This is a genomic window from Nostoc sp. (genome assembly GCF_036916655.1).
GTDB lineage: Bacteria > Cyanobacteriota > Cyanobacteriia > Cyanobacteriales > Nostocaceae > Nostoc.
On the sequence record NZ_JBALFY010000058.1, the window covers coordinates 21,159 to 43,052 of the forward strand.

At 43.2% G+C, this 21,894-nt stretch carries 15 protein-coding genes; 1 reads left to right on the plus strand and 14 read right to left on the minus strand.

Annotated features, from left to right (window positions below):
• Nucleotides 1-192: 192 nt before the first annotated feature.
• From V7L31_RS14345 to V7L31_RS14410, 14 genes are all read right to left on the minus strand, one after another.
• Nucleotides 193-5,241: a PAS domain S-box protein gene (locus tag V7L31_RS14345; protein WP_334696848.1), complete on the minus strand. Its 5,049-nt coding sequence runs from the start codon at nt 5,239-5,241 to the stop codon at nt 193-195.
• Between the two features lie 386 nt (nt 5,242-5,627).
• Nucleotides 5,628-6,035, minus strand: coding sequence for a CpcT/CpeT family chromophore lyase (locus tag V7L31_RS14350; RefSeq protein ID WP_334696849.1), 408 nt, complete (start codon nt 6,033-6,035; stop codon nt 5,628-5,630).
• Nucleotides 6,036-6,084: 49 nt separating this feature from the next.
• Nucleotides 6,085-7,266, minus strand: coding sequence for an 8-amino-7-oxononanoate synthase (gene bioF / locus V7L31_RS14355; protein ID WP_334696850.1), 1,182 nt, complete (start codon nt 7,264-7,266; stop codon nt 6,085-6,087).
• 155 nt (nt 7,267-7,421) lie between these two features.
• Nucleotides 7,422-8,054, minus strand: a complete 633-nt coding sequence (gene ruvA, locus V7L31_RS14360; protein WP_334696851.1) for a Holliday junction branch migration protein RuvA — start codon at nt 8,052-8,054, stop codon at nt 7,422-7,424.
• On the minus strand, nt 8,054-8,812 hold the full coding sequence (locus V7L31_RS14365; RefSeq protein ID WP_334696852.1) for a sucrose-phosphate phosphatase: 759 nt from the start codon (nt 8,810-8,812) through the stop codon (nt 8,054-8,056). The genes ruvA and V7L31_RS14365 overlap by 1 nt, the downstream gene beginning before the upstream one ends.
• A gap of 210 nt (nt 8,813-9,022) precedes the next feature.
• Nucleotides 9,023-13,531, minus strand: a complete 4,509-nt coding sequence (locus tag V7L31_RS14370) for a PAS domain-containing protein (RefSeq protein ID WP_334696853.1) — start codon at nt 13,529-13,531, stop codon at nt 9,023-9,025.
• A gap of 196 nt (nt 13,532-13,727) precedes the next feature.
• The gene (locus tag V7L31_RS14375; protein ID WP_334696854.1) at nt 13,728-14,201 is read right to left on the minus strand and encodes a response regulator; all 474 of its coding nucleotides are present in this window, start codon (nt 14,199-14,201) and stop codon (nt 13,728-13,730) included.
• Entirely contained in the window at nt 14,198-16,441 is a 2,244-nt protein-coding gene (locus V7L31_RS14380) for an ATP-binding protein (protein ID WP_334696855.1), read from the minus strand. Before V7L31_RS14380 ends, V7L31_RS14375 begins: the two co-directional genes overlap by 4 nt.
• A 306-nt stretch (nt 16,442-16,747) precedes the next feature.
• Nucleotides 16,748-16,975 (minus strand): exodeoxyribonuclease VII small subunit, encoded by a 228-nt coding sequence (gene xseB / locus V7L31_RS14385; protein WP_094348247.1) that lies wholly within the window; start codon nt 16,973-16,975, stop codon nt 16,748-16,750.
• Between the two features lie 185 nt (nt 16,976-17,160).
• Nucleotides 17,161-18,393, minus strand: a complete 1,233-nt coding sequence (gene xseA / locus V7L31_RS14390) for an exodeoxyribonuclease VII large subunit (RefSeq protein ID WP_334696861.1) — start codon at nt 18,391-18,393, stop codon at nt 17,161-17,163.
• Between the two features lie 60 nt (nt 18,394-18,453).
• On the minus strand, nt 18,454-18,735 hold the full coding sequence (locus V7L31_RS14395) for a type II toxin-antitoxin system RelE family toxin (RefSeq protein WP_334696856.1): 282 nt from the start codon (nt 18,733-18,735) through the stop codon (nt 18,454-18,456).
• Nucleotides 18,722-19,132, minus strand: coding sequence for an HNH endonuclease (locus tag V7L31_RS14400; protein ID WP_334696857.1), 411 nt, complete (start codon nt 19,130-19,132; stop codon nt 18,722-18,724). The genes V7L31_RS14395 and V7L31_RS14400 overlap by 14 nt, the downstream gene beginning before the upstream one ends.
• Nucleotides 19,133-19,140: 8 nt before the next feature.
• Nucleotides 19,141-19,581, minus strand: coding sequence for a hypothetical protein (locus V7L31_RS14405; RefSeq protein WP_334696858.1), 441 nt, complete (start codon nt 19,579-19,581; stop codon nt 19,141-19,143).
• Between the two features lie 12 nt (nt 19,582-19,593).
• A complete protein-coding gene (locus V7L31_RS14410; protein ID WP_334696859.1) occupies nt 19,594-20,127 on the minus strand; it encodes a hypothetical protein in 534 nt (177 codons plus the stop codon).
• Nucleotides 20,128-20,619: 492 nt separating this feature from the next.
• On the opposite strand from V7L31_RS14410, the gene recA reads away from it, so the two are divergent.
• Nucleotides 20,620-21,699 carry a recombinase RecA gene (gene recA / locus V7L31_RS14415; RefSeq protein ID WP_114082455.1) on the plus strand — a complete coding sequence of 360 codons (1,080 nt, stop codon included), beginning with the start codon at nt 20,620-20,622 and terminating at the stop codon, nt 21,697-21,699.
• The last annotated feature ends 195 nt before the right edge of the window (nt 21,700-21,894 follow it).

Consider the following 21,894-nt stretch of genomic DNA (forward strand, 5'->3'; position numbering starts at 1 on the left):
GTATATTGTCAATATATTCTGCATAATCAAGAAAAGATATCTAGCAAATGTCACGACTTAAACATGACTAAAGTAACTAAGTGCGATTGCAAATCAGTAGGCAGTTTGCACAATCGCTGTTATAAGCTGTTCCATATTTAGATTGCATAACTAACTGGGCGCTCATGTTGCCTACCCCACAACTTAATTTGGTTAATTGTCCCCAATGAGATTAACGATCGCTGTAGCTAAATCTACCGGATCGACTGGCTTAGGTAGGTGTTTTTGAAATCCGGCGGCCATTGCTTGGTTATAATTAATTTCTCCAGCATAAGCTGTCAATGCGATCGCGGGAATTTGTCCACCTTGTTCTGGTGGTAATTTTCTCACCTCGCGCAGCAACATATAGCCATCCATTAAGGGCATTCCAATATCGCTTAACAGGATATCTGGCGATGATTGCGCTAATGTTTGCAATGCTTCATCTGCTGATTCAACTGCTGTTACCGTCGCGCCATATTGTTCCAGCACAAAGCTAAAAAACTCTCGCACATCAGCTTGATCGTCCACAAGCAGTATTTGCACTCCCGCAAGTAATGTGTCGTCATTACTGAGTTCTGGTTGAGAAGGCTCACTACTGCTGACTCGCAACTCAGAATTTTTCAGCAAAGGTAGACTGACTGTAAAGGTAGCCCCAAGTCCTTCTCCCAGACTCTCTGCTTCAACTGTCCCACCATGAAGTTCTACTAGATGGCGCACAATGGCCAGTCCTAATCCCAGTCCACCAAAGACTCTGGTTGTTTTAGCATCTGCTTGGCGGAAGTAGTCAAAGACGTAGGGCAAAAATTCCGGGTTGATTCCTTTACCTGTATCAATTACTTGGATTTGGGCATCTAACCCAACTTGTTTTAGATGTACTTCTACTCGTCCTTCTGTGGGGGTGAATTTCACGGCATTGGAAAGGAGATTCCACATTACTTGTTGCAAGCGATCGCCATCACCGAGAACTTTGCCGATATCATTGCTTAATACGGTTTGAATTTGAATTGATTTGGCCTCTGCTGCTAAACGCACCGTTTCTAGGGCAGCTGCGATCGCTACTTTCAAATCTACTGCATAGAGATTTAAGCTAACTTTACCTTGTAAAATCCGCGAAACATCAAGTAAATCTCCAATTAATTGGGTTTGTAATTTGGCATTCCGCTCGATTGTTTCTAATGCCCGGATTTTAGTAGCTTCGTCAAACTTGCGGGTTCTAAGTAACTTTGCCCATCCTAAAATCGGATTCAAAGGAGTTCGGAGTTCATGGGAAAGGACAGCGAGAAATTCATCTTTAATCCGGTTGGCTGTCTCGGCTTGTGCCCTGGCAGTCTTTTCGGCTTCATAAAGTTGAGCGCGGGCGATCGCTTGGGCACACTGTTGTCCTAGTGTCAACATAAATCCCCGGTCTTCTTCATCAAATATTTGGACAGTGGTAAAGCTTAATGCTAATGCCCCAATTACTTTGCCTTCTACTATCAAGGGAATGGAAGCCCAGGCATTATTCGCCATAACAGTCACAACATCTGCTAAGTCGGGATATCTAGCAATCATGGCTGCTAAATTTTCTAAAAAAATCGGCTGCCCAGTTCTAACTGTTTCTGCTATTTGGTTAGGTGCTGTAATCGGAAAACTTGTCCAAGTATTTATGAGCGTTTGCGGATAGCCAATTGCTTGCACAACTTTTAGGGTAGTATTTCCTTCAGTAAGTAAGACAACGCAACCGCCAGTAGCTTCTAAAGCGGCAATGCCTTGGTTTACCACCACATCAGTCACCTGTTGGGGAGTTAAGGCTTCCGAGAAGGCAGCAGTTATCTTTTGTAAAAGTACTGTGCGATTGACAGACCTTTCAGCGGCCTGTTTTGCCTGTTGAGTTTCTTGGTAGAGTCTAGCATTGTCGATGGCGATCGCTGCCCGTCGAGCAATATCTTCTCCTAAAGCCAAGTCTGTTTGTTGGTAATATCGGCCTGACTCGGCTGTAAAAAAAGAGATGGCTCCAAATAATTGCCCACGAGAACGAACTGGAATCACCATGACAGAACGCATACCCAGACTTCGCAGCAATTGCAGATTTTCTTCGTCTTCTGACATCTGTACAAGATAAGAGTCAGATAATTCGGGTAAAAAGACAGATATTCCTAGCTGTAGCTGCTTTACAAGCTCTTTGGCTCTGGTTTTGGATCGATAACGCAGTCGGATTTCGTCTAAAATATTTAGTTTTGTGGGATCGGCAATGGCGATCGCAATTTGTCTACTTGACCAATCTTCTTGAAAAACATCTACAATACACCAGTCAGCTAAGGTTGGAACTGCCAGATTCGCCACATTTTTTAAGGCAATTTCATAATCTAATGACGCAGCTAGTAAGGTGCTGGCTTCGACTAAAAAGTTTTGGGTGGCTTCAACTCGTTTGCGTTCGCTAATATCCTCAACAATCCCTAATGCATAATTTGGTTGTCCGTTAGCATCCCAAACTACTGATGAAGTGAGGTTTACCCAAACGATAGAACCATCTTTGCGGATGTAGCGTTTCTCTAGGGAATAACCACTAATTTCCTTTGCCAAAACTCGCCGAGCATTTTCCCAATCAACAGCTAAATCGTCAGGGTGGGTAATTTCTTGGAAGTTGATTTGGATTAACTCTTCATGGCTATACCCAGTAATCTCACAGAAGGCAGGATTCACCTGAATAAATAGTCCATCCAACGCTACTAAAGTAATACCAACAGCCGCCTGGTCGAACATTGCCCGAAACCTTTCTTCACCTTCTCGTAAAGCTACTTCTGTTTGCTTTGCTACTGTCACGTCTGCCAAAATAATCCCAATTCCTACTGTTTCACCCATTGCGTTGTTAACTGGATAATAATTGCCCAACCAGTAGCGATAACGTTCTGGTCGTTCCCTTGTCTCACCACTAATTTCGACATTTAGCAGGGGTTCTCCAGTTTCTAATACACGTTGTAACTGTTGCTCAAACTCAGCGGACATCGCTGGTAACACTTCCGAAAATTTGCGTCCTAGATGTTCTTCGATGGTCAAACCGTTAATGTCAGCAAAAACCTGATTAATTCGGATATATCGCAGTTGGCGATCTAAAAAGCATACGGCAACAGGAGCAGCTTCGAGTAGCGCATCCAAAAGAGATAGAGATTCGGCATAATGGATTAAAGCCTGCTGGATATCTCGATAAAGTCGGGAATTTTCGATTGCTAAAGCAGCACGATGGGTAATCTCTGTTGCTAAAGTTAAGTCAGTGCGATCGTAGCGGCGGTCTGATTGAGCGCTGACAAAGCTGATAGTGCCAAGTATTCGCCCTTGTGTGATTAACGGCACAATCATCACAGACTTCATCCCCAATTGCCGAACAAGTTCTAAGTGTTCCTGATTTTGAGTACTTGCGACTAATAGCGAGTCAGATAACTCTGAGATTAATTCACTTTGCCCAGTTCGCAATACTCTAGTAATTGCACTTGTACCCTTGTAATCTGTTGCATACTCTTGAAGTCTACGTGCCAACTCCGCTTTTGATGGGTCTGCATGGGTAATGGGTAGGCGGCGAATGGAACCATCATCATTTAAAATGTCTACGCTACACCAATCCGCAAGCTGGGGAACTGAGATTTTAGCAATCTGTTCTAAGGTTTGTTCGTAATCTAGTGAAGTAGAGAGTAAACTACTAACTTCGGCAATATAGCGCAGTCTTTCTTCAGCCTGTTTGCGCTCTGTAATATCGAGAACAAAAAAAGCGCCTCGATCTACAGTCCCTTCAAAATGGCTACCACCTGCCAAAATTGGTAAGCGTGAGCCGTCTTTACGGACATATTCTTTTTGATATGGTGTGCAAAAGAAATTGTCTTGAAATTCAGTTAGCGCTTCTTTATCGAGTGGCAGATATTCTGTAGGAGTCAATTTTTGCCAATTAATTTTTCCAGAAACTAATTCTTCACGGGTATAACCCACCATATTCAGCAAGGCATCGTTAGCATCTGTAATCTTACCGTCTCTATCCCAGAAGCCAATACCAATCATGTTTGACTCAACTACGCTACGAAACTTCGCTTCGCTTTCGCGTAATGCTTGCTCAGTTTGTTTGAGTTGAGTAATATCAATTGAACTAATGCCCACTCCCAACAACTGCCCATCCGGTAAACACACCGGGTAATAGCTGACAAGACCATAACGATACACCCCAGGCGGATAGGTTTCACCGCTTACTTCTTGGTCAAGTAAGGGCTGTCTAGATTCCATCACTTGCTCAAAAACAGGCTCAATTTGCGCCGCCCATTCCGGTAGTACTTCCCGAAAGGTGCGACCAATATGTTGACTTTGGGGTACACCGTTAATGGCGGCTAGCGCTTCATTAGCGTGAACGTAACGAAGTTCAGTATCGAGAAAAGCCAGCGCCACAGGTGAACTAGTAAGCCAAGCATTAAGTAACGCCAGAGATTCATCTTTTTGTTGAATCGCTTGCTGGAGTTCTTGGTGCAATCTAACTTTTTCTAGTTCTGCTTGCTTGCGTTCAGTAATATTCACACCTACACAGGTAATACCCTGAATGCTATTATCTACATCTCTTAGCGGTTCAACTAGTAAATCATAATAACGGTCTTCTCCACAAACTGTCAGATAAACTTCTTCGCGGGCTGAAATGCTAGTCTCTATTACCTTTAGCTTAATTGCCCTCAATTGCTCTGCTACAGCTGGAAATAATTCATCATCAGACTTACCTAACATTTCTTCAGCAGTTTCTAAACCTTGAGGATTATGAATCCATTGATATCGTAAATCGCGATCTTGCTGAAAGATCGTGATATCTGAACTACTTAACGCTAATCGAAATCGTTCTTCACTAACTCTCAGCTTTTGGAAATTTTCATCAGCCTGTTTTTTAGCAGTCTTTAATGCTTCACAGATGATACTAAAGAGCAATCCTTGTAATGCAAATAATCCAATTCTCAGACAACTTGAGAGGTCAAAACTTAGCTCAAAAACTGGCGGGATAAAGAAGTAATTGCTCAGTAATGCAGACAAGGAGGTTGCCAATAGCCCTGATTTCAAACCACCATACCAAGCACTCAGCATGACAGCGCTATAAAATAGCAAAAAAGGAGTTCCACTCATGCTTAACCAGGGGTCTAGCATCAACATTAGCATTAACGCACATGTGACAATTAATACAGTAATGCTATAACGCACTAATTGAGAATAATGAATATGGGGCATGAAAAGTTCTTGGAACAACCAATACTCATTGCAGAGGCTCTACATACCGTAAGCTAGTTTGCAAGTTTTAGTAATTTATCTACAGATAGATTTTTATTTATTAAAAAAACTTCTTTCGTTAGAGGTTAATTACTCAGTTATATAGTAATGAAAACGAGAACTTCTCATTAACCTTCTATATTCAGAATATTGGGTTGTTGATGATATAATACTCAACTTAAAGAAGTGCTATGACCCAAATTTATAACAAATGTCAAAACTAAAGATGATTTTAAATATCCGATATATCTTTTGCTTCCATCTCCAACACCAAATCTGACTAAAAGAGGTAGGTGGGTGAATTAAAATTAATCGCAATTAAATTAATCGCAATTAAACAGAGACTCTTAGCTGACTGTCGATTTTTGTTTATGTTTGCGTAAAATTATTTTGCTTGTACCCCAAAAAACTATAGCTAGTATTCCTAATGTAAAAGAGGGTTCAGGAATAGAGTCAACTCGGCGAAACTCAATCGGCGTACCGAAAAGCAAATTACCATTAGCTCCAAAAATCTTATCTAAAGAGTCGATACCATTTTCAAAGATAGTTACACTAGAAATCACCTTACCACCAGAACTTGTTGGACAGCCATTAGGAGAGTTATTTCCAATGTAGTCAGTCGGTTCCCACAAAAGTTGCAAATTGCAGCTTGTTGCTAAAACCTTGCTAGAGTCAAGAGTATGTTCCGACTCTGGTCGATTACATAATCCAGTTACAGAATAGTTTGTATCAAAGGCACGAATACTGAGATTCACTGCTAAATTCTCTTGGCTATTAGTTTGGAATCAATAAAACTATATTCAATTAATCCTTCAGTACTGCTATCAATTTTTCAATATGTGCTGCTTCGTGAGTTGCCATTAAAGATATTCTGATCCGACTTGTGGGCACTGTGGGAGGACGAATTGCTGGGGCAAAAATGCCAGCATCTCTTAGCTGTTTTCCAGCTTGGAGGGCATCTGTGGCACTAGGCAATTGAAAACATAATATTGGTGATTCTGAAGGCAGTAATTTTAAATTGGGTAACTGTTGTTGCAGCAAACTTTTCAAGTAATGTACGTTTTCCCACAATTTGTCCCGGCGTTGCGGTTCTTGTTGCACTATCTTGATTGCGGCTAAAGCTGCCGCCGCATCAGCAGGTGAAAGCCCTGTGGTATAAATCCAAGTGGGTGCGCGGTTCCGCAAAAAGTCGATTAAGGCGCTACTTCCTGCCACATATCCGCCTAAACTAGCCAAAGCTTTACTCAAAGTGCCAATTTGAATTAATTGCTTTCCTGTACACCCAAAATGTTCGACACACCCAGCGCCAGTTTTTCCTAATACACCGGTAGCATGAGCTTCATCGACTAGCAGCATACAGCTAAATTCATCAGCAAGATCCAATAGTGCAGGCAATGGACATAAATCGCCATCCATACTGAAGACGGTATCAGTAAGAATCAAACAGCGTCGGTAAATTTGCCGTTGTTGACTCAACTGAGTTTTTAGGACTTCCACATCACAATGCGGGTATTCTACAACTGCTGCACCGCTGAGAATCGCTCCATTTTTTAGACTGGAATGATTGTACTGGTCAGAAAATATGAGATCGCGCTTGCCTACAAGGGCAGTAATTGCACCCAAATTGGCTAGATACCCAGAACTAAATACCAAGGCATCTTCTGTTTGTTTGGTAGATGCGATCGCCTCCTCTAACTCCCTGTGTAATTCTCGATGCCCACTGAGTAATCTAGAACCAGTACTACCAGTCCCAAATTTTGCGATCGCAGCCGTCGCAGCTGCCATCAACTGTTCATCCCCAGCCAATCCCAAATAGTCATTGCTGGCAAAATTAATTACCTCTTGCCCAGCTAAAACCACCGTTGCACCCGGACGGCCATCGATAGTTTGTACCGAACGATACCAGTCCGCCCGATGAATTGTTGCTAAGGACTGTTCTAGCCAAGCATAAGGATCGCGTCGCTTCGCTCCGAATTTAAAATTCAAAATTCAAAATTCAAAATTAATGATCCCCATAAATAATAAATAAATTTCGGGGCTTGTATTATGAGTTGTTTTTGGTCAGTGGGCATAAGGGGGGCAGGGGAGGCAGGGGAAAAATAACTAATGACCAATGACCAATGACAAATGACAAATGACAATTAAACTTGTTCGCTACTGAGATGAGCGATCGCTTGTTTAATCCAGTCTTCGACGTATGCATCTTTGGGTAGTCCGATGTCTTCGCTGACTACGTGCAGGGCGTGACTGACTTCATGGGCAGTGTATCCCAAGGCGAAGAGGGTCATTTGCACTTCTTCGAGAATTCCGGGTGCAGGCCCGCCTGTGGCGACGAAGAACCCGGCTGATTTGCGCCACTCGACCAATTTGCTTTTCAGTTCCAAACAGATGCGTTCAGCGATTTTTTTGCCCACACCTGGAGCCTGAATGAGGATTTGTGTATTGCCAGCGATAATTGCTTGGACTAAATCTGGGAGTTCCAGAGTGTCCAGGAGTGCGATCGCTAAGGCTGCACCAATCCCTGTGACAGTCAGCAAGTGGCGAAATAAATCGCGTTCGGCTGGGGAAGCAAAGCCATAGAGAAAGGGCACTTCTTCCCGAATTTGCAAATGGGTAAAAATTTGCGTTACTCCTCCCGAATCTGGTAACTGATTGGCTAGCCGTTGGGGAACTTGCAAATCATACCCCAAGCCATTCACTTCCAGAGTCAGAATCACGCGATTAGCGCCAATTGTTTGGATACCAGCGACTATACCTTTTAGATAACTAATCATTACAAGAGACCAAAATAATGTAAGCCTTCGATAATTCCACCTGCACAAAAACCTTTTGCCAGGTAGCGATAGTCTGCGGGATACTCATTGTGCCATTGGAGTAACTCTTTGCGGGCATTCCCCACAATGATTCCCCGTTCGTTGCCTACAGCAAATAAAGCAATATCATTACCTGAATCACCACAGACAACTGTTTGTTCTGCTGCAAATTTCCACTTGTGGCGTAAAAATTGCATTGCTTGACCTTTATCGCTGGTGCGGGGTACAATGTCAAGGTCTATATCGCTACTGTAGATTAACTTTACATTTAATTTATATTTTTGCAACTCGGCTTCAAGTTGTGGTAGAATATTCGCAGATGCTTTTTGTTTTAAAAAGAAGCTGACTTTGAAAGGACGCTGTTCTGAATCTGGTTGCCGTACTAAGTCGTGGTATTTCTCCGTAACAGATAATATTGCTTCGCGTTCCCATCCCGGAGATAAGATTTCTGCCCAATCGGAATCTTGTGTATCAGTACCATCAAGGTAAATTTCAGTACCCACAGAAAGGACGAGGGCATCTGGTTGCAAAAGATTTTTTTGAGCTTGGAGTTCTTTGTAAAGTACAGGCGATCGCCCGGTAGAATAAACAATTTTAGTCCCGTATTCTTGGCGATGTTGACTCAGCAGTTGATTTAGTTCTGGTAAAGCGCTGTCATCGCCAACTGTGCGATATACGAGGGTATCATCTAAATCGGTTACAAACAGAAATGGTTTCATAATTAAGACCTCTTGCAAAATTTCGTTATTCTACCGCGTGAAGAGACTTTTGCAAGAAATTTGTTTGCTAAAAACAAAACGTTATATCAGAAATTATTCTTTTGTAGAGACGGCGATTTATCGCGTCTTTATGATGATTTACTCAATCTCAAGAAAACCGAATTGATTGAAGGACTTGTTTATGTAGCATCACCTTTCGATTAAACTGAATTATAATTTACTGTGTACAAGTGCCACCACAGCTTGAACTAACTCTTCTGGATCGAGAGGCTTGGTAACGTGTCGTTGATAACCACTAGTTATAGCTCGTTCGTAATCATCAACTCTGGCATAAGCAGTCAAAGCGATCGCGGGAATCTCTCCCCCTTTTTCGGGCGTTAAGGTGCGGATTTGTTGAATCAGGGAATAACCATCGACTCCGGGCATCCCAATATCACTGACTAAAACATCGGGTTGAAAAGATTCTAGGTTTGCTAAAACTTCTGCCGCAGAGGTTACAGTTAGGACTGTAGCTCCGTATTCAGTAAGCAATACTGTTAGTAGTTCACGCGCATCGGGATCGTCATCAACTGTGAGGACTTTAATCCGCGTGAGTTCGAGTGCTGGTTGTGGCAACTCATCTATCTGCTTGATTTCCGGTTCAATATTCAGCAGTGGTAATTGGACTGTAAAGGTGGCTCCCAAGCCTTCACCTGGACTATCAGCCGCGATCGTGCCGCCGTGCGCCTCAACCAACTGCCGGACGATCGCTAACCCTAATCCTAACCCCCCATACTTGCGGGTAATTGAGACATCTTCCTGACGGAATGACTCAAAAATATACGGCAGAAAGTCTGAGTTAATACCTTTACCAGTGTCACTGACGGTAATCTGTGCTTGCTCGTTGACTCGCTCTAGTCGGGTTTCTACGCGTCCTCCCTTGGGGGTAAATTTGATGGCGTTAGAAAGTAAGTTCCAAACGATTTGCTGAAGGCGGTTGGAATCTCCACAGACTTGCCCAATATTTGGCAGTACGGAATGCAATACAATTGATTTGGAAAGGGCTGCTGTATTTACTGTATCGATCGCAGATTCAATGACAGATGCCAGATTCACAGGAGTAGCATCGATGCTGAGTTTGCCGCGCAGAATCTTGGCGACATCGAGTAAGTCATCAATCAGCTGAGTTTGCAATTTGGCGTTGCGTTCAATGGTGGCTAAGGCTTCGGCTGTTTTGGCTTCACTAAATTTGCGGGTTTGCAGCAGTTTTGTCCAGCCGAGAATTGGGTTAAGAGGCGATCGCAATTCGTGGGAGAGAACCGCCAAAAATTCATCTTTGATGCGATTGGCGCGTTCGGCTTCGGCTCTGGCTGCTTGTTCTAGCTGCAATAGGCGATCGCGTTCAATTTCAGCTTGTTTGCGATCGGTGATATCCTGGACATTACCCACCATCCGTACCGCATTGCCCGCAGCATCATAGAAAACCTGACCTCTAGCCGCTAACCAGCGAATGCCATTAGGATGTATAGTGCGGAAGTTATCTTCATAGTACTCTTCCTGTTGCTGGATGGTGCGACTCACCCCTTCATTAGCTGAGGTGCGATCGTCTGGGTGCAGGAGACTTAACCACAGTTGATAGGTGATTTCCTTTGTGGTTGGGTCAAGCCCAAACAGATTGACGTACTCTTCAGATACATGAGCTTTGTTGCGGATAATGTCCCAGTCCCATAATCCCGATTGCGTCGCTTTGTACGCCAATTTCAACCGGGCTTCGCTCTCCTGCAAGAGGAGTTCTATCTTTTTGCGATCGGTAATGTCTCGTGAAATCAACAAGATTCGTTCCATCTGCCCGGAGGCATCCAAAATCGGACTAATGACCACTTCCCACCATTTCGGAGTACCTTTTACAGTTGGGCAGTATCCGCTAAAAATGCTGACTTTGCCTGTTTTAGTGGCAGCAAGTGCCTCCTCTGCCTGTTGCCGATAACTGCCTTCCCAGAAACAGAGCCATTCATTATTGAGATAGGAATTTAAATCATCAATTTCCATCAAACACAGTCCACCTGTATTCATGTACAGCAGCCGCCCATCGAGGTTTAATACCTTGATGCAATCAGAACTGCTGTCTAAAATGCGGTTTTTAAATTCTTCACTCTGGCGCAAGGCTTCTTCGGTTTGTTGGCGAGTGGTGATATCTCGCCAGGTGGCAACAAATCCATCTCCAAATTTAGCCACGCGGATATCAAAGGCTCTAACTAAGCGTTGTTCTCCGTAATCATCCTCATAAACTAGGCTGTCTTTAATGAGCGGCTGCCCTGTTTCTACTACCTGGCAGTATTCATCAAACAATCCACTTTCACGATGCCCTGGTAGTAATTCACACAACCCATGTCCAATCTGCTGCTGATAAGTCATTTGATTGTTGAAACAAGCCGCACTATTGACATATTCAGTCACAAAATCGACAATCTGTCCCCGCTCATCCCGTACAGCGCGGTATACCCCAAAGCAGTCCAGCATATTTTCAACCGAGGTGCGGAAGCGTTCTTCGCTCTTTCGTAGAGCAAGTTCTGCGTGTTTGCGATCGCTGATATCATGATGAATACCTGAAAGGCGGAGTGGATTGCCCTGTCGATCGCGCGAAACTACCTTTCCGTGGTTGGCTATCCATTTCCACTCCCCAGACTTGGTTAACATTCGATATTCAAATTTGTAAGACACCGAATCGTCGTGAAGATGAGCATTCAACCGTTCCATCACCCAAACTTTATCGTCAGGATGAATCAGTCGCTCCCAACTGCTAAAGTCCCCAGGTAAATCTCCTGGCTCATATCCCAGCATTTCCAGCCATCGAGAACTTAAATAATCTTCATTGGTAACAACGTTCCAATCCCAGAGACCGCCCCCAGAGCCTTCCAGTGCCATTTGCAGGCGTTCTTCACTGTCTCGCAAGGCTTGCTCTGCCTGTTTGCGTTCGCTGATGTCTTCGGCAATACCTGCAAACCGATAAATCTCTCCGGTTTCATCTCGAAGGGGAAAGCAGCGATCGTGAACCCAGCGAGTACTACCATCGGCTAAAATAATCCGGTATTCTTCATCAAATTTACCTACGACAGCTTTTTCATGAAACGCTCTGTCTATCGCTTCTCGATCTTCTGGGTGGATACGATCGACCCATGCTTGTTGTCCTTGATACAATTCTTGCGGGTTCAATCCCCACAGGCGTTTATATGCAGGACTAACATAGCTAACTCGATTTTCCGGTACTTCTTTGATCCAGAACACCGCATCAATATTTTCTGCAAGCTGCCGAAAACGTTCCTCACTCTCGCGCAGAGTTTCGGCTGACAGTTTGCGTTCGGTGATATCGAGATCGATACCCGCCATCTGAATCGGTTGCCCGTGTTGGTCGTAGAATACCTTACCCTGGCTCAGTGCCCACCGAATCGTACCATTAGGATATACCACTCGAAATTCAATGTTATAGTCTTCTCCGGTGGCGATGGCACGCTCGACGGCTGCCAAAACGTGATCGCGATCGTCAGGGTAGATTCGCGCGGCAAACATCTCGAATGAGCCGTCAAACTCTCCTGGCTCCATTCCAAATGAGGCTTCCAGGTTATCCGACCAGGAAATTTTCCCGGTTTGAATGTTCCAGTTCCACGTTCCCATCCGCGAAGCTGACAGTGCCAATCGCAGCCGTTGTTCGCTCTGGCGTAATTCTGCTTCTACCTGTTGGCGTTCCTTGAGTTCGCGCTGTGCCTGTTGATACAGTTCTGCCTGTCGTAAGGCGATACTCATCTGAGTTGCCAACTCTTTAAGCAAGTCAATTTCTAAGGGCTGCCAAAATCGAGTGGAGGTACAATGATGAGCAATGAGCAATCCCCAAAACTGGTTGTCTTGCAGAATTGGTACAACCAGATGAGCTTTGACTTGAAACTGTGCCAATAATTCACCGTGGCAGGGGTCAAGACTGCCATCGTGAATATCTGATACTGCCGTTACTTGCCCCTGATAATAACGTTCGATATAATTCTTGGTCGGGGCGGGATCGTTCCTGACAGGTTGCGGTCGATTCGAGGCAATGTAGCTCTCAGCAAGGCAGGGATCGTACATAGTAGACGAAAGCAGCGATCGCCACTGTGTCCCAACTGATTCTGCTATTACTGTGCCATTCCCGTCAGGTTTTAACTGAAAAACCAAGACGCGATCGGTGTGCAGAAATTCTTGCACTTCGGCTACAGTTGTTTGAAGAATTTCATCCAGATTCAGCGAGTGGTGAATTTTCTGGGTAATATGTGCAACTACGCGCTCTCGTTCAATACGCTGTTGTAGTTGGGTGCGTAACCGCACGGTTTCAATTGCCCCATTGACTGCTATTTGCAGCCCTTCTGTGGTGATTTGCTCTTTGATAATATAATCTTGTGCGCCCGCTTTGATCGCCTTAACTGCGATCGCCTCATTGCCCTGCCCAGTGACGACAATCACAGGTAGGCAAGGCTGTTGCATTGAGGGTTGCAATTGTGCCAGAAATTCCAGTCCGTCCATGTCGGGCAGTCGATAATCGAGCAACACAGCATCGGGCTGATGTTGCTGCCAAAGTTCTAGCCCTTGTCGTCCCAGCGTTGCTTCTAGGATAGTGTAAGAAGATTCGCGATCGCGCAGCAAATATCGCCGATAGAGTTCTCGATCTTCTGGCGAATCATCGACAATTAGGAGGGTGCGCTGTTGCTGAGACATCGTAAAATTAATTGAGCGGATAGAGTTAAAACCCACATTCCGCAGGTTATCATAGAGAAATTAGGCAACTACAAGAAATAAATTATCCAATGTTGCCCACCCCACAAGAGTTAATTGAATATTTTTTTATTTGGAAGTCCCTTAGTTTTAAAAATAGCGCTAAAATCCTCTACCTATGTAAAGAATTCTATCATAACTAATCCTGCGGGTAATTAGGCAATGTCGTTACTTCAAACCAATATTCCACGAGCATTTGAATATCTCTTTTCAGTTGAGCAAAATTGATTGGTTTAACAATGTAGCTGTTTACACCATATTGATAGCATACTTCAATATCTTTAGGATTGTTAGAGGTAGTAAACACCACTACCGGAATCATCTTCAAGTTGTCATCCTGTTTAATCCGGCGTAACACTTCTCGTCCATCGGTTCCGGGCAGGTTCAAGTCAAGCACAATCAAACCGGGACGGGGCGAACTCTGGCGCTCTACATAGTTACCAGTTCGATAAAGAAACGCCAAGGCTTGTTCTCCATTTACACACCTCTGAATAGCGATCGCAATGGTAGATCGCCCTAGAAATCGTTGCAGTGCCTCAAAGTCTTCGTTGCTATCCTCGACAATTAAAAGTAGTGGCGTTTGCTGCATCGGGGAGACTGAAATCTGAGTCATATATTTGCCTCCGCTGAAAGGGTGAAGTAAAATGTACTACCTTCAGTGGGGGTAGATTCCACCCAGATTCTACCACCGTGACGCTCCACAATTTTGCGGGCAATGGTTAACCCTACGCCAGTGCCACCGCCAAATTCGTCCCGTCCATGTAAGCGGCGGAAGATTTCAAAGATTTTGTCGAGATGCTCTTTGGAGATGCCAATGCCGTTATCACGAACGTAGAAAGTTAGAGAAGTGGAAGTAGCTCCTTCGATGAAACCAATTTCGACCCACTTCTGGGGTTTATCATTATATTTGATGGCGTTGCTAATTAGGTTACTGAAGAGTTCATTAATCTGAGCGCGATCGCCTTGAATTGTCTTAAAGGGTTGAGGAATGCGAAACTCGACTTCGCTTTGTGGTCGGGAAATGGTCAAGGTGGCGATTACCTGGGGTACTAACTCCTTTAGATTCACTGATTGCCGGATCAGTTCGGCGCGTCCCAACCGCGAGAAATGGAGGAGGGAATTGATCAAATCTTCCATTCGCTGCGTCAGCCGTACCAAAGTTTGGAGTTTGGCTATTCCATCGCCATCTAGCACGTCTGCATAGTCTTCCATTAAGAAGTTAGCGTAGTTGTGAATGCCCCGTAGCGGTTCTTTGAGGTCATGGGAGGCAACATAAGCGAAAGAATCAAGTTCTTCGTTACTCCGTTGTAATTCAAAATTCATCGATGCCACTTTGTCTGCCTGTCGCAACACAACGCCCACAACCAGACTTCGTAGTTCCGCAACCGCTTCAACTTCGCAAGGTTTCCAGGGCAGGGCAGATCCTTGCACCGTTTCTTGCCATAATTCAAAGGATTTGCGAGGAGACATTCTTAAACTGCCATCTGAGAAAACTTCTACAGGTTTGTTGGGGTTGCCGCCCCAATTCACCGTTTGTATTACCTCTGGGCGAAACCAGAGAATGTAATTGTGATGAACTCTAGAAATTTCCAGGACTAACACGCCACTAGCGATCGCTTTAAATGACTCGGCAGCAGGGTAATTTTTTGTGAGCGATCGCGTCTCAAACAAGTTATGATGCAGTTGGGGTTTAATCCAATCAAGTAAGGTGCGAATCTCTGACTCAGATGGGGTTTTACCCACTTGAATATACTGGTCGCCACTACATATCACCGCTCCTGTGGCGCTGACCAGATTGAGTAATTGAGATTTCATTTGCACCATGCCATCCAGGAAATACTCAGCCTGAGATAACCCTTCTACAAATTGAGTTTGTAATGACTTTAATTGATTTTTGTAATCAATATCTTCACTCACTTCTTTATTTCCGAGTTCCACAGACATCACCTGTCCAATGAACTCGCAGATAGTGCGGATATTGTAAGAAATATATTTGGGCGACGAATGGTGACAGGAAATCAATCCCCAAAGCTTTTGATCCTGCATCAGAGAAATAGACATGGAGGCGCTCACACCCATATTTTGCATATACTCTAAATGTAATGGAGAAACACTCCGCAACACCGAGAGACTGAGATCCAACGGTTGATTCGTTAAAGGATTGTTTGTTGGAATTAAGGTGGCAGGCTGATAGCTGGCATCTGGAATCAGCCGCAGCCAGTTGAGGGTGTATAATTGTCGGGCTTGCTTGGGAATATCAGAGGGCGGATAGTGTAAATCCAAATAGGGCGTTTCCTGATTAGTATCTTCAGCGATGACACTGCCTGCCCCTTCGCGATCGAATCGATAGACCATGACGCGATCGAAACCAGTAATTCGCCGCACTTCTGTCACCACAATCTGGCACATTTCCAGTAGTGTGGGTGCTTTTTGAATGCGGGTAATGGTTCCTCTTACCTGTTGATAGAAGTCAAAAAAGCCTGTTTTCTCCTGAGATTTTTTCGGCTCTAATTCGAGAATAATAATAGTATCTAAACGATGGACAATGCCATCAAAATAAATTGATTTATTTTGATTTTTGATGATTATATTTAGGGGATTAACGCTCTCGAAATCCTCTGCCAGACATTGTTGAATTAGTTTAATCTGCTTGACATTGAGTAAATTTGATAGCGGCTTATTCAGCAATTCATCAGGTTGACGGCCAACAACTTCCTGGGTGTTACTGCTCACCTGAAGGATTTCCAGGGTGGGATCTTGCAAAACCAGTAAAACCCCGTGAGGCTGGATCAAACTGGGAATGTGGATCGGTTCGCGATCGCAGTTTGTCAAATCTATGATCTCATCAGTCATTCTCTGTTTATCCAACTCTTCATTAGAACTCTGGCTTAAATAATTCGTAATTCGTAATGACGATCGCGGACTCGCTACCGCTACGCTAACGGAATTCGTAATTAAGTTTTTTGTTAGCGAGTAATCGAGCGTCGCGTCCGGGGATTTAGACGCGATAAATCGCCTTCTCTACAAGTGTTTTGTTGCTCATTCTGAACTGTATTGCGTTATATCTGAGATTTTGAAGTCCTGTATTTTGTACCTCACTTAAAAGCGAACTCCTATATTCACACTACTAGCCTAGACTCAAACTAGAGTCTCCAGCATCTACTCTTGGCTTAATGTTTCAATCAACAAATCTACCTGCTGTTGTCGCTGCTGCAAAAAACCTTCGCACTGACGCAAATACTCTACAGCAGTTGCAAATTGGTCAAACACAGCTTCCAATTCCAACTCACCCGCCTCAATGCGAGTAATAATTCCCTCAATCTCAGCCACCTTCGCCTCATAATTCCAACCTTCCTCAGAACTAGAAGCACTCTTACGTTTAACCATTAACCTCTCTGCGTCCTCTGCGTCTCTGCGGTTCGTTTATCGTAAATTCAAGGGTTCAAGACCCCAACCATTACACGTAGTATCAGTTGATTTGGGGTTTAAATCCCCGACTCCAACTGTCTTTAATTTTGAAGTAATGAGTAATAAGTAATGGGCATTACTCATTACTCATTACTCATTACTCATTACTCATTTACTTCCATAACCTTCACTTTAACCCCACCCTGCCCCAACTGAATCACTAACTCTTCTCCCACAGCCAACTCCGCCGCCGAACGAGCGATCGCCCCATCTTCCCTTCTCACCACCGCATAACCACGCTGTAACACTGCTTTCGGGTCAAGACTAGCCAACTTCTGCCGCAATAATTCTAAATGCTGCGTTGCTTGCTGTGATCGCCCCGTCGTAATTTGCACCAAATGCTGACGCTTCCAAGCTAGCTTTTCCACCTCCTGCTGCACTTGCCGATCTAACCGCAAACGTCGCAAACGATTATGTAATACTTGCAGTTTATTCTCAGCATTTTCTCTAAAGTCATGCACCGCCTCATGTAAAGCGACAACTCGCTGCCGATGCTCAATATACAACTCTAAAAGTGCTGGCACAACCATTTCCGCTGCCGCAGTTGGTGTATGCACACATACATCTGCAACTAAATCTGCTAAAGATTCATCTCGTTGATGCCCGATCCCAGTAATTACAGGAATAGAACAACTAGCCAGCGATCGCACCACTCGTTCATCATTAAAACAAGCCAACTCTTCCACCGCACCACCACCCCGCGATAAAATTAGCACTTCGGCGCGGCCATCTCTTTCCACGCGCTCAATTGCTTTGACGATAGATTCTGGCGCTTGCTCGCCTTGTACGGTCGCCGGAGAAAATAAAACGTGTAAACCTGGATACCTTTGCTTCAGGGTTTTTTGAATATCGCCCCAAGCAGCAGCCGTTGGGGAAGTGACGACAGCGATCGTTTGGGGATGAGTGGGGAGCGATCGCTTTCTTTGCGCGTCAAATAATCCCTCAGCCAGCAAGCGATTTTTGAGTTGTTGATAGCGTAACGCCTGTAAACCCACACCAGCAGGTAGAGTTTGCCAAACTGATAACTGATACTCTCCCCGTTGCGGATAGACGCGAATGCTGCCCAAAATGATTATCTGTTCGCCAGGAACAGGCATTTGGGCGAGTTTTGGCAATTGGCTATTCCATACTACACACTTAATTCCGGCGGTGCGATCGGGATCTTGCAGCGTGAAAAACAACCCACTGCGATGGTGGTTAGCGCTAGAGACTTCGCCAGTTACCCAAACTTGCCGTAATTGTTCATCTTGTTCTAACAGCAAGCGGATATAGTCAGTTAATCCAGATACCGAAAGCGCCGTATCGAGAATCAGAGAGTCGGAAAGGTCGAGATTCATCAAAGATGCCTGAAAGCATTTGTGCTGGAGAGATTCTAGCATTTTAATGAAAACCAAAGCTTAACCCAGTAAACGCTTCAATCTTTTGTAGACATCATCATCATTGCGCTTACCGACTAAAATCACTTCTATTAAATCGCGATCGGGAAAATACTTGTAAATAATTTGATATTCACCACTATCAACTCGATATAAACCCTGATAACCAGATAGCTGCTCACTATCAGCCGGTAAAGGCTCAACATTCAAAGCCAAAACTTTTTTTGCAATCTGGGCTGCTATTTTAGGCTGTAAACCGTTCAGAAAATCAAGAACAGTTGCTAGACCATCAAGCTTCGCCATTAGCTAAATGCTCTAATGCAGATGTAAAAGCCTCTGTACCAATCATTTGCATTTCACTCTTTTCTTTGTTACAAACCTGGCAAATAACCCATAAATTCCTGAATTCCATTGATAACCAAGGATACTGTGACCGAGGTAGCTTATGATCTATCGTCTTACCACCTTTGTCAGAGTAGTGAGATCCACAAATTGGACAATACCAGTTAGAATTTTCTCTCACCCAATCTTTACTCTCTTGAGTTGTTCCACACTCAAAATCACCATTAATATACCGCCAATAATCGAATTTCCTATAAGTTTCAAAATCTTCATGAGTTAGTCTGTGATATCGCTTGTTGCCGATTGTGTCCGCAAGCTCAAATAATTCTTTAAGGTCTTTATCTTCAATATTAACCATATTTTTTGCTAAAGTTTTACTGTTCTATATGTCTTTTGGTTATGCTTCTTTTTATATTTAATATTAGTATTTTGACTAAAATCAATAAATTCTATCTCTGTTTCAGAAAACTGCTTATCTATTTCTTCTGCAACCTCATTAACTTCTTTAGATAATCTTTGGTTATACTCGTTTATTTCTTGATTAGTGAGATATCTATTACCAATTTTATCAGCCTCAATAAATAATTCTTCAAGTGTCAATTCCTCAAGCTGATAATTATCTATAAATTCCTCTATTTTTTGATAAAGATTAACAACATTATCCCAGCCAATATTCTTGTAAAAGTTTTCTTTTAGCCAAATCTGGCCTTTTTTATGAAGCTTACTCCGATTCTTTGAGTTAGCGACTTGAACAACCCGATAACTCATTCCTCTAAAATTCCTTTTTTTACCTTTTTTATCAGTCATATATTCAGTGCTTTATCCTAAAGTCCATTTGAAAAAAGTAATTACGGCTTTCCGAATTTCACTATCTTCATATTTGAGAATTTCTTTAGTATTAATAGCTAGTTTAAGTTTAATTTGATCGACTAAATTTTTTAGATATTTATTGTCTTTTTTGAGTTGTTCATTAACTTCTGTTAAGTTTTTGTTTTGAGAATATATTGTCTTGAGTTCAACTTCTAAAATATTATTTTTCTGAGACAAGTTTTTAATTTCAGCTTCGTATTTTTCCCTTTCCTGTTTTGGATACTTTTTAACTTCGTCAATTTTGGCAGTATATTCCTGCTCCATCAATTCAATTTCTTTAGTTTTCTTAGTTACCAGACCTTTCTGAGCAGCCTGAAGACGCTGACGCTTAATTAATTCAGAACCAGCAAAACGCGAAATAGCTCTACGAATGGTAATCTCATCAGGATTGGTACTAAAGTTAATTACTTCCAAAGCACGCATAGCATCTGTTTTTGTCCATGCCTCACTTTCAAGTAGCTTAATAGCCTGTGACTTATTCACGTTTGCTTAGAATAATAAATGTGATTTATGTTACGATTCTATCAGTATATAATTTTCATGCCAACAGCCTTTTTTCAACAAAAACGCTAACTTTACTAAACTTATCGATGTCGGAGACTACTACGGTTTATGTTGTGAGTAAGCAAAATTCAACGGTTTAATGATTGATCGCACCACGTTGTACTAAGCTTTTATCTCTCCAAAATCAAGCAGTCTAACTATGTACACGGCGTCAGCTCAGTTGTTTAATTAATTTTTCTTTGAAAACCCTTGCTTACCCAGCCAAAAAAAGCTATCTCTGAATGCAAGTTGGTATCATTGTGCAAAACTACCCTAATCTGGTAGCGATCGAGTTACGATCTTGTTACACTCTTTTTTTGATTTGAGAAGTCCTATTCCAGAATTTTCTGGTTAAAATAGTATATCTGTTCTACTCAAACTCCGACACCAACACTCCTTAAAACCATATATTAAGAGGCATTAGAGACAGGAATGGCTATCAACACCGATACTTCTGGCAAGCAAAAAGCGCTGACTATGGTGCTTAACCAGATTGAGCGCAGCTTTGGTAAAGGAGCAATCATGCGCCTGGGCGACGCTACCCGAATGCGGGTGGAAACAATTTCTAGTGGAGCGCTTACCCTAGATTTAGCATTGGGTGGTGGTTTACCCAAGGGTCGGGTAATAGAAATTTATGGGCCGGAAAGTTCTGGTAAGACTACAGTAGCGCTACACGCACTCGCCGAAGTGCAAAGAAATGGCGGTATTGCTGCCTTTGTTGATGCTGAACACGCCCTAGATCCTACTTATGCTGCTGCATTGGGTGTAGATATTGACAATTTGCTGATTTCCCAGCCTGACACTGGCGAATCAGCTTTGGAAATTGTCGATCAGCTGGTACGCTCTGCTGCGGTTGATATTGTAGTTATAGACTCAGTAGCAGCATTGGTTCCCCGTGCTGAAATTGAAGGCGATATGGGTGATATTCACGTTGGTTTGCAAGCGCGGTTGATGAGCCAAGCCCTGCGTAAAATTACGGGCAACATTGGTAAATCTGGTTGTACAGTAATTTTCATCAACCAGTTGCGGCAAAAAATCGGTGTTACCTACGGTAGCCCAGAAACTACTACTGGAGGTAATGCGTTGAAATTTTACGCTTCGGTGCGTTTGGATATTCGTCGAATTCAAACCTTGAAGAAAGGTACAGATGAATTTGGTAATCGCGTTAAAGTCAAAGTCGCCAAAAATAAAGTAGCGCCGCCCTTCAGAATAGCGGAATTTGACATTATTTTTGGTAAAGGGATTTCTACCTTAGGTTGTATTGTAGACTTGGCAGAAGAAACTTCCATTATTGTCCGCAAGGGGGCTTGGTATAGTTACAATGGCGATAATATCTCCCAAGGACGAGACAACGCCATTAAGTATCTAGAAGAAAAGCCGGAATTTGCTGAAGAAATTAAGAAACTGGTGCGTGAAAAGTTAGATAAAGGCGCTGTTGTTTCTGCTAACTCTGTAGCTAAAGCCAGTGAAGAAGATGAAGAGGAAGAAGTCGATTTAGAGCCAGAAGAATAAAAAATGTGGATTTATTAATCTGCAATTGCTAATAGATGGTGCGTTATCAAGATAGATAACGCACCTTATTTTTTCTAAAAATCTTGATTTTGGTATGTTGAATCCCAGATTCCGCAGGTGCGCTCGTAAATGTTGTATTTTTAAAAATGACCTAAATGGTGCATTTTAGAAGCATGACAGCATCACCATTAGATA

Coding starts and splice junctions, on each gene's coding strand:
- V7L31_RS14345 (WP_334696848.1), bottom strand. CDS start 5,241: ATGCCCCATATTCATTATTCTCAATTAGTGCGTTATAGCATTACTGTA.
- ruvA (WP_334696851.1), bottom strand. CDS start 8,054: ATGATTAGTTATCTAAAAGGTATAGTCGCTGGTATCCAAACAATTGGC.
- V7L31_RS14365 (WP_334696852.1), bottom strand. CDS start 8,812: ATGAAACCATTTCTGTTTGTAACCGATTTAGATGATACCCTCGTATAT.
- V7L31_RS14370 (WP_334696853.1), bottom strand. CDS start 13,531: ATGTCTCAGCAACAGCGCACCCTCCTAATTGTCGATGATTCGCCAGAA.
- V7L31_RS14375 (WP_334696854.1), bottom strand. CDS start 14,201: ATGACTCAGATTTCAGTCTCCCCGATGCAGCAAACGCCACTACTTTTA.
- V7L31_RS14380 (WP_334696855.1), bottom strand. CDS start 16,441: ATGACTGATGAGATCATAGATTTGACAAACTGCGATCGCGAACCGATC.
- xseB (WP_094348247.1), bottom strand. CDS start 16,975: ATGGTTAAACGTAAGAGTGCTTCTAGTTCTGAGGAAGGTTGGAATTAT.
- xseA (WP_334696861.1), bottom strand. CDS start 18,393: ATGAATCTCGACCTTTCCGACTCTCTGATTCTCGATACGGCGCTTTCG.
- V7L31_RS14395 (WP_334696856.1), bottom strand. CDS start 18,735: ATGGCGAAGCTTGATGGTCTAGCAACTGTTCTTGATTTTCTGAACGGT.
- V7L31_RS14400 (WP_334696857.1), bottom strand. CDS start 19,132: ATGGTTAATATTGAAGATAAAGACCTTAAAGAATTATTTGAGCTTGCG.
- V7L31_RS14405 (WP_334696858.1), bottom strand. CDS start 19,581: ATGACTGATAAAAAAGGTAAAAAAAGGAATTTTAGAGGAATGAGTTAT.
- recA (WP_114082455.1), top strand. CDS start 20,620: ATGGCTATCAACACCGATACTTCTGGCAAGCAAAAAGCGCTGACTATG.